Origin of the sequence: Alicyclobacillus sendaiensis NBRC 100866, assembly GCF_001552675.1 — a bacterium.
Classification (GTDB): Bacteria; Bacillota; Bacilli; order Alicyclobacillales; family Alicyclobacillaceae; genus Alicyclobacillus; species Alicyclobacillus sendaiensis.
The window spans coordinates 1-7927 of the sequence record NZ_BCRQ01000087.1 but is presented as its reverse complement, the minus strand read 5'-3'; the positions used below and the strand labels follow the sequence as shown (position 1 = coordinate 7927).

Below are 7927 nucleotides of genomic sequence, written 5' to 3'. Positions count from 1 at the left end.
GAGACCTGGAGCGGAAGCTGAATCGGGAGTTCGACTTTGTCATGACGGGGCTCGAGACGGAAATGGACCGTATCGTGCTTGAAGAGATGGGCGAAGCCATTGTCCATTTGCTGCGCAACGCGGTTGACCACGGTCTTGAGCCTCCGGAGGTGCGTGAACAGCGGGGAAAGCCGCGCCGTGGAACCGTTCGTTTGTCGGCATATGCGTCTGGCGGACACATCTACATCGAGGTTGCGGATGACGGCGCGGGCATCGATCGAGCGCGCGTTCTTCAGTCCGCGATAGCAAAAGGTGTGATCACACCCGAGGAAGGCGCGTCCATGTCCGACGAGTCCGTGTATGAACTCCTGTTTCGATCTGGATTCAGTACAGCGAAAGAGGTGTCGGACATTTCCGGTCGGGGCGTCGGGCTTGACGCGGTACGCGATAAGGTGGAGTCGCTCGGTGGGAAAATCCGCATCGATACGGAACTCGGTCGCGGCACGACGTTTGTGATCGAATTGCCACTTACACTCGCGATTCTCCCGGCGCTTCTCGTCTCCGTGCGAGGGCAGACGTTTGCGATTCCCACGGCGAATGTTGACGAGGTGGTGCGACTCCGAGAAGCAGACGTGCGGTATGTGCAAAACGAGCCTGTATATCCAAGTGGGGACAGGATTGTGCCGATGGTCGACGTGGCGGAGTGGCTTGGACTTGGCGTGAGACGATGGGTGTTTCCGCAGACTGCGGTGGTATGTCGGAATGGGAAACAGAAGTTCGTGATGGTCGTCGATAAGGTTATGGATGAATTGGAGATTGTGAACAAGCCTCTTGGTCGTTACCTGGAGAGTGTCCGTGGTTTTTCAGGAGCGACCATTCTCGGCGACGGCAAAGTGTCGCTCATTCTCGACGTGCGGTCCATTGGGCAATCCGCATGAGGGAAATCGAATGGATCAAGGAGGGATGTATGGTGGAGTCCTATGTGATCATGCGGGTGGGTGAAGAACGCTATGGCGCGCATGTGTCGCAGGTGCAATCGGTGGAACGCCTCGGGGAGATCACGCCTGTCCCGCGTACGTTGAGCTTCATCAAAGGCGTGATCCACTTACGCGGTTCAGTCGTCCCAGTGATCGACCTCGCAGAACGCGTGGGATTGACGCATCGAGCGCAGGACGCCGACGAAATGCGTGTTGTGATCGCAGAAGTCGAAGATAAAGCTGTTGGCATGATTGTCGATGGTGTGGAAGACGTCGTTCAGATTCCACCAGAGACCATTGAACCTCCACCGGCCGTGGTAGGGGGTTTACAAGCGGTGTATCTCAGAGGCGTAGCTCGTGTAGGAAATGACCCGTTGGTTCTGCTCAACTTGAATCGCGTCTTTTCTGTGGCCGAATCGGAACAGCTGAAGCAGATCGAACAGTTCATAGAGGGATAGGTGTGCCCGAGTACACAACAGGTCTCGTGATGGCCGTATACATAGATATGGAGGTTTAACATGCCTCAAAATCCATTTTCGCGGCGTAAGCTGAATAAGCAATGGCAATCCGTTGAATAAGCGGCTCGAGAAGTCGAACGGCTGATTACGCAGTATGGCGGTCTGACGGACAAAGCCAGGCACGATATCCGAGCGAAGTTGGATGAATTATTAGGCGACCTGGAGTAGGGCTCTTCATCGGCATGTGGGGGGCGTCATCACCGTGCGGCGCTTCCTCCGCGTGTAGATGACTTCCGCCGTGTGCTAAAGAAAGGGATACGCTTCCATGCATGTGACGGCGAATGGCTGGTGGGCGCTCATTGGCCTGTTGCTTCTCACGTTCCTGCTGAATCCGTATCACTATTTGGCGACAGGTTTCGTCATTTGGGACCTAGTGAGAAATGTGCGTCGAGAGCGCGCATTGTTCGGCGTGCGGGTCACGCGCATCGGTAAGACGCTCGTACTGCGCTATGGAAGGGCCGGCGCGGTGGGCATCGCGGCCAGTCTGGCGCTGCTCGCGGCCGGCGCTGAGGGTACACTCTCGTCCGCTCTGTATGTGCTCGCCGTGTCGATTGTGCTCGGCGTGATCCGATCACGTCTCGCCGCGGTGCCCATCGCCATCTCGGCTGCCGTCCTCTTGTCTTGGCTGGCACGTGCGTACCACGGGACCGTGCCGAGCGCTGTGGTGCCCGCGTGGCGGGCGGATGTCGCCATGCTCGAAGCGAACTGGCTGCTCATCGCCGCCGCGACGGCACTGGCTGAGTGTGTGTTTGGGCTCTGGGGAACGAGGGACGCCATCCTGCCGGCGCTCGTGACCTCTCGCCGTGGCCGTCGCATGGGGCGATGAAGCTCCAGTTCGGCTACGTGGTTCCCATGGCCGTTTGGATCCGGCCGTTTGTCCATCCCGCGTTCGCGTTTTCGCCAGGCTGGCACCCTTGGCATCTGGATGTGGGCGAGCCGCTCGAGTGGTGCGCGATTCCCCTTGCGCTCGGTTGGCATGCGCTTCCCACGTCCCTTCGGATGGAACGCGCCCTGTGATATCTGCGCTGGGTGGACGTGCTCCGAGCAGCTATCTTGGCTGCGGGTGCGGTGGTCTCCGACCTTTGGCGATTGCAGGCCGGGCTGTATGCAGCTGTGGCCGTGATCGTCGTGACCGAGCTGTTTCGCGCGGCTGTGCGCCGGCTGGATCGCAGCCTGGAACCGCGCTTCGCCCCGGACGACCGCGGCATCCGGGTGCTGTATGTCATTCGCGGATCGCTTGCCGAGCGGCTCGGGATTCGGCCAGCGGAGCTCATCACGTACGTCAACCAGGCGCCCGTTCACACGGAGTACGACTTCCATTTCGCGCTGGGGCAAAATCCCGCTTATGCGCGCTTTCAGGTCACCGACGAACGCGGCGAGCCGCGACTGGTGTCAAGCCCTGTGTTTGAGGGAGAGTGCCACGATCTTGGGCTGATTTTGTCGTGCCCGGGGACGAGCCGGCGCTTCGCCTGAGACGCCCCTTCGGCTTTCTCGAGACGCTGTATCTGCGCGTACCCGGCGGCGCGGGGCGCGATGACACATCTCGCTCGTAGAAGGAGGCGTTCGCATGGATTTCGCAACGGTACTCGGGTTGCTCCTCGGCATTGGTGGTCTCCTCGGGGGGTACATCCTCGACAAGGGCAACATCGCCGCGCTGATCCAGCCCTCCGCCATGATGATTGTGTTCGGCGGCACGCTCGGCGCCACGATGCTGTCGAGCCCCCTGAAGGTGTTTCTGTCGCTTCCGAAGTACGTGCGGATCGCCTTCTTCGCGCCCAAGCGAGACCCGCGCGCGCAGATCGACCAGTTGGTCGATCTCGCCGTCATGGCCCGGCGGGAAGGTATTCTGGCCCTGGAAGATAACGCAAACTCGTTCCATGACGCCTTCATGCGAAACGGTGTCCGGCTGATTGTGGACGGGATCGACCCGGAGTTGGTCAAGGACATGTTGCAGACGGAGCTCGCGCACATCGAGGAGCGGCACGAGGTCGGGATCAACATGTTCGAGGCGGCGGGAGGATTCGCCCCGACCATGGGCATCATCGGCACCGTCATGGGGTTGGTCCACGTGTTGGGAAGCCTGGGTGACGTCAGCGCCCTAGGGCCCGAGATCGCGACGGCCTTCATCGCGACACTGTACGGCGTCGCGAGTGCAAACATCTTTTGGCTTCCGGTGGCCAACAAATTGCGGGCGCGATCGCAGGAGGAGATGCTCGAGCGGGAGATGACGCTCGAGGGCATCTTGTCGATCCAGGCGGGCGAGAATCCGAACGAGCTGAGACAAAAGCTTCTCTCGTTCCTTGCGGCGTCCGATCGCGTCGAGAAGAAGGCGGGGGTCCAAAGTGGAGCGGCGCAAGAGGCCTAAAAAGAAGCAGAATCACGAGCGCTGGCTGGTCACGTATTCCGACCTGATCACGTTGCTTCTCGTGTTTTTCGTGGTCATGTCCGCGATGTCGACCATTGACAAGACCCGCTTCGCCACCCTGGCAGAGTCGCTCTACCAGGCTCTTCATCCGGGGCGGCAGATCCCGCTGAACATGGGCACGACGGCGCTGCTCGAAAGCGGCGATCAGAATAACGGCCAGCAGTTCCCTGACAATCTGGAAAATACGAACAGCCAGACCAACACGACTGCTCAGAATCAGCAGTCCAACGTGAATCTCACAGACGCGAAACAATTGGACATGCTGTACCACGAAATTCAGCAGTACATCGCGAGTCATCACTTGTCGGGCGAGGTCCAGGTGATCGATCAGGCCCGCGGCGTGCAGATCACGATGCGCGACGTCGCGCTCTTCAACACGGGGCAGGCCGTGCTGCTTCCCAAGGCTCAGGCCATCATCGAGGGCCTGATCCCGTTCTTCAAGCAGATCTCGAACGACATCGTGGTGGAGGGGTATACCGACACCCAGCCTATCAACACCCCCATCTATCCGTCCAACTGGGAGTTGTCAGCCGCGCGCGCCATGAGTGTGGTGCGCTTCCTGGCCGATCACGGCATCAACCCCACGCGCCTGGCCGGCATGGGTTACGGCCAATATCATCCGGTGGCGTCGAACGCCACGCCGGCAGGTCGCCAGGCCAATCGCCGCGTGAACATCGTCATCCTTCGAAAGGACTACGCTCCAGGCACCGCGCCCGCCTTGCCGACGAACTAGGACCGCCACAAATCTCTCCTCCCGCGCTTAGACAAGTTCGCGCGTTATATACACTCAAAGATGTCGGTTGTGTCCTCATTTTCCAGAGCTCAGCTTCTCTCTCGCGAGCGCATCTGCGGGCCGAAAGCCGAAGCCGCGCGAGCGAGAGAGAAGCGAGCGTATAAAGTTTCGGTAGGGAGCTATCAACATCGGTTGTAAAATCCCCAATAACATCGGATGAGAATTCCCCAAGATCATCGGCCTCAATTCCCCAAAATCATCGGGATGAACTCCCCACCCCCATGTCGAATCGGGGCACCTGTCATCCATTCATGGGAGGTGCCCGTCATGAGGGAGGACGAGAGGATGGAGATCAGGCAACTGTACGAGGCAGGCGTCAGCATCTCGGAGCTGGCCAGAAGATTTGGGTATGACCGAAAAACCATTCGCAACGCACTGAACTCATCGGCGGAGGAGAAGCAGGGCGAACGAGCGTCGCGTGGGGAACGAAAGAAAGGCTCCAAGCTGGAGCCCTAGATTACGTGAAGCAGCGCATGCAACTCGGTGTTCTCAACGCTGAACGAATTCTACGAGAGATCCGGGAGCAGGGCTATACCGGCGGTATCACCGTCCTGCGTGAGTTCATGAAGCCGCTTCGCCCGGTGGTCTCTGCCAAGGCCACGGAACGTTATGAGTCGGACCCTGGTGAACAAGCCCAGATCGACTTGGGAACCTTCCCCTACTACGATTCGCACGGTCAGCGACGAACGATTTGGGCCTTCGCCATGGTACTCGCCTACTCCCGCATGCTCTACGTTGAGTTTATCAAAGCGGCAGACCAACTGCACATCCTTCAGGCCCTTCGCAACGCGCTGGAGTTCTTTGGCGGGGTGCCTCGGGTTATTCTCAGCGACAACTGTTCGCCCTTGGTGGTCGCCAATGACGGTCAGGGCCATGTCGACTGGCAACCGGCTTATCTCGACTTTGCCAAGTTCTACGGATTCGTGCCCAAGGCATGTCGGCCTCGCCGGAGCCGCACCAAGGGCAAAGTGGAACGGCCCATTCGCCATATCCGGGACAGCTTCTGGCCAGTTGCCTTTGTGGACGAAGAGGATTTGAACCGACAGGTCGCATGGTGGCGCGATCACGTGGCCAACGTCCGCATCCACGGAACGACCCATGAGCAGCCCATCGTGCGGTTTCAAGCCGAAAAGCTGCAACCGCTACCGGCCACCCCGTATGTGTTGGCATGTGCAGGCCTTCGGAAGGTGATGAGTGACTGCCGGCTTTCCTGGAATACGAACTTGTACACCGTTCCCTGGCCGTATGTGGGCCACACGGTCCTGGTTCGGGAGTTCGAGTCGGGTCGCCTGCAGATCGAATACGGCGGACAGGTCATTGCGGAACATCGCGTGCTGCCCGGCAAGCATCAAATCTCCACGGATCCCGAGCACTACAAGAACATCCCTCGGGACACCGCGAATCCGACGCGGGGTAAGACGGCGGGATGGCAAGTCGACCCGGACGTGGAGCAGCGCGAACTTGCGGTCTATGAACAGATCGCCATGGGAGGTCATGTGCAATGAGCGAAGCGTTGGTGGTAGCTCAGGTCGAGGAACAACTGTTGGACCTGGGCTTGAAGCGAGCAGCTGCCGTCTTGCCGGCGTGCGTGGAGTGGGCTGCTGGGCAAGAGGCGACCTATGTCGCATTTCTCCAGCGCTTGCTGGAGGCTGAGCAGGAGGAACGGCACAGCCGGGCCATGCAGGCTCGGCTGCGCTTGGCGAACTTCCCGTTCCACAAGACGCTCGCCGACTTCGACTTCTCGTTCCAGCCGTCTGTGGATGAGCGCCAAATCCGAGAGCTCGCAACGCTAACGTTTGTCCAAGAATGTGGAAACGTGATCTTCTTAGGACCTCCGGGGGTGGGAAAGACGCATTTGGCAGTGGCCCTCGGCATGGAGGCGATTCGCCAGCGGATGAGCGTCTACTTCGTCACCATGCAGAAACTCGTGAGCGATTTGCGCCGAGCCTACCAAGAAGGGCGGCTGGACAGGCGCCTCCGAGTCTATACGCAGCCGAAGATTCTCATCTGTGATGAGGTTGGCTACTTGCCTCTTGACGCGCTCGACGCCGCGAACTTTTTCCGGCTTGTATCGGAGAGGTACGAGCGAGGGTCGTTGATCATCACGTCCAACACGAGTTTCACGAATTGGGGAACGCTCTTCGGCGATCAGGTCCTGGCTGCCGCCTTGCTCGACCGCTTGCTGGTAACCGTCAAATCACCCCCACATGGTATCTACCCTCCTGCTGCTTGAAAATGATCTCATCAAGCCGCGGGAGGGTTCTTGCATGCGCGAGCACATGTCTCACCAGGAGCGTCGTGAACTTTGGCGTGAACGTATCGCTGCCTTCTACGACAGCGGCCAGTCCGCCAGTCAGTTTTGCGCTGAGCACGGTCTGAAACCCCATCAGTTCTGGTACTGGCTTCGCCGACTACGAAACGAAACCGCACTTGGCACGCATGACACGACGTTCGTCATGGGCGGCGCATTGAGCGCGACCACCGCGTTCGCGGACACCACCACGATTCAGCAGGGGCAGTCGCTCTGGACGGTTGCTGAGTCTCATGGCCTTCCGGTTCAACTCCTGGAACTCGCGAATCCCAATGTAAATCCGTACAATCTGCAGGTGGGAGCGGACGTGAACATCCCGCTGGTGACGGTAGTGTCCCGTCAAGTGGTGGAATTTCGCCGTGCGTGCCTTATTTGTGACATGGTCGGCTTTGACCCTTGGCGAACTTTATCGACCGCCGTCACGCTCCGTCAAGGGACGCTTCGCTCGTCCTTCGACGCCCTTGACGGGCGTTCGGCGGTCGATTCTCATTCGTTAGGGCCAAAGCCTCAGTGTGCATGGCCGCATCACCTCGCCACATGCGCCTATTTGTGCAACCATGCCGCTGCTGCGAGTTGGGGCTCATTCGGTTTCAACTTGGCCATCGACTCCAAGCTGAAGTACCTCCGTGCCACCATCCACTCTTCGTGCTGCTCTTGCAAAATGGCGCCTGCGAGTCGTAGCACGGCCTCCCGATTGGGGAAGATACCTACGACATCCATCCGCCTCCGCATCTCCCGATTCAGCCGTTCCAGCGGATTGGTCGAACAGATCTGCCGCCAATGCTCAAAAGGTAGCGCCATGAACGCTAACACGTCATCTTCCGCATCGGACAAGATCTCCATCGCCTTCGGGAATCGCCCCTTCAACTCTTTCACGACGCGCCGGAGTTGCTCGCGGGCGGCTTCCTGGGACGATTGGGCGAA

At 59.4% G+C, this 7927-nt stretch carries 11 protein-coding genes and 1 pseudogene; 11 read left to right on the top strand and 1 reads right to left on the bottom strand.

What is annotated here, in order from left to right:
- The 11 genes and pseudogenes from AS26_RS12810 to tnpA form a co-directional block, all read left to right on the top strand.
- A partial coding sequence (locus tag AS26_RS12810) for a chemotaxis protein CheA (protein ID WP_174519946.1) occupies positions 1–917 on the top strand: 917 nt, incomplete at its 5' end.
- A gap of 29 nt (positions 918–946) precedes the next feature.
- Positions 947–1414, top strand: a complete 468-nt coding sequence (locus AS26_RS12805) for a chemotaxis protein CheW (RefSeq protein WP_062310315.1) — start codon at positions 947–949, stop codon at positions 1412–1414.
- Between the two features lie 325 nt (positions 1415–1739).
- Positions 1740–2300 (top strand): hypothetical protein, encoded by a 561-nt coding sequence (locus AS26_RS14790; protein ID WP_245629777.1) that lies wholly within the window; start codon positions 1740–1742, stop codon positions 2298–2300.
- Positions 2297–2491, top strand: a complete 195-nt coding sequence (locus AS26_RS14785; RefSeq protein WP_245629776.1) for a hypothetical protein — start codon at positions 2297–2299, stop codon at positions 2489–2491. Before AS26_RS14790 ends, AS26_RS14785 begins: the two co-directional genes overlap by 4 nt.
- 18 nt (positions 2492–2509) lie before the next feature.
- Entirely contained in the window at positions 2510–2947 is a 438-nt protein-coding gene (locus AS26_RS14780; RefSeq protein ID WP_245629775.1) for a PDZ domain-containing protein, read from the top strand.
- Between the two features lie 94 nt (positions 2948–3041).
- A complete protein-coding gene (locus AS26_RS12795) occupies positions 3042–3839 on the top strand; it encodes a flagellar motor protein (protein ID WP_062310312.1) in 798 nt (265 codons plus the stop codon).
- Entirely contained in the window at positions 3817–4632 is an 816-nt protein-coding gene (locus AS26_RS12790; RefSeq protein ID WP_062310309.1) for a flagellar motor protein MotB, read from the top strand. Before AS26_RS12795 ends, AS26_RS12790 begins: the two co-directional genes overlap by 23 nt.
- Positions 4633–4977: 345 nt before the next feature.
- Positions 4978–5148, top strand: coding sequence for a helix-turn-helix domain-containing protein (locus tag AS26_RS14775; protein WP_245629774.1), 171 nt, complete (start codon positions 4978–4980; stop codon positions 5146–5148).
- A gap of 5 nt (positions 5149–5153) precedes the next feature.
- Positions 5154–6197 (top strand): IS21 family transposase, encoded by a 1044-nt coding sequence (istA, locus tag AS26_RS12785; protein ID WP_245629773.1) that lies wholly within the window; start codon positions 5154–5156, stop codon positions 6195–6197.
- Positions 6194–6925, top strand: a complete 732-nt coding sequence (gene istB / locus AS26_RS12780) for an IS21-like element helper ATPase IstB (protein WP_083516113.1) — start codon at positions 6194–6196, stop codon at positions 6923–6925. Before istA ends, istB begins: the two co-directional genes overlap by 4 nt.
- Positions 6900–7088: pseudogene (gene tnpA, locus AS26_RS15010) on the top strand (IS66 family insertion sequence element accessory protein TnpA); the annotation flags it as partial. The gene istB and the pseudogene tnpA, both read left to right, overlap by 26 nt.
- 458 nt (positions 7089–7546) lie before the next feature.
- Here tnpA and AS26_RS12775 read toward each other — a convergent pair.
- Positions 7547–7927 (bottom strand): transposase (locus AS26_RS12775; RefSeq protein WP_174519945.1); only part of this gene is annotated, 381 nt, incomplete at its 5' end.

Coding starts and splice junctions, on each gene's coding strand:
- AS26_RS12805 (WP_062310315.1), top strand. CDS start 947: ATGGTGGAGTCCTATGTGATCATGCGGGTGGGTGAAGAACGCTATGGC.
- AS26_RS14790 (WP_245629777.1), top strand. CDS start 1,740: ATGCATGTGACGGCGAATGGCTGGTGGGCGCTCATTGGCCTGTTGCTT.
- AS26_RS14785 (WP_245629776.1), top strand. CDS start 2,297: ATGAAGCTCCAGTTCGGCTACGTGGTTCCCATGGCCGTTTGGATCCGG.
- AS26_RS12795 (WP_062310312.1), top strand. CDS start 3,042: ATGGATTTCGCAACGGTACTCGGGTTGCTCCTCGGCATTGGTGGTCTC.
- AS26_RS14775 (WP_245629774.1), top strand. CDS start 4,978: ATGGAGATCAGGCAACTGTACGAGGCAGGCGTCAGCATCTCGGAGCTG.
- istB (WP_083516113.1), top strand. CDS start 6,194: ATGAGCGAAGCGTTGGTGGTAGCTCAGGTCGAGGAACAACTGTTGGAC.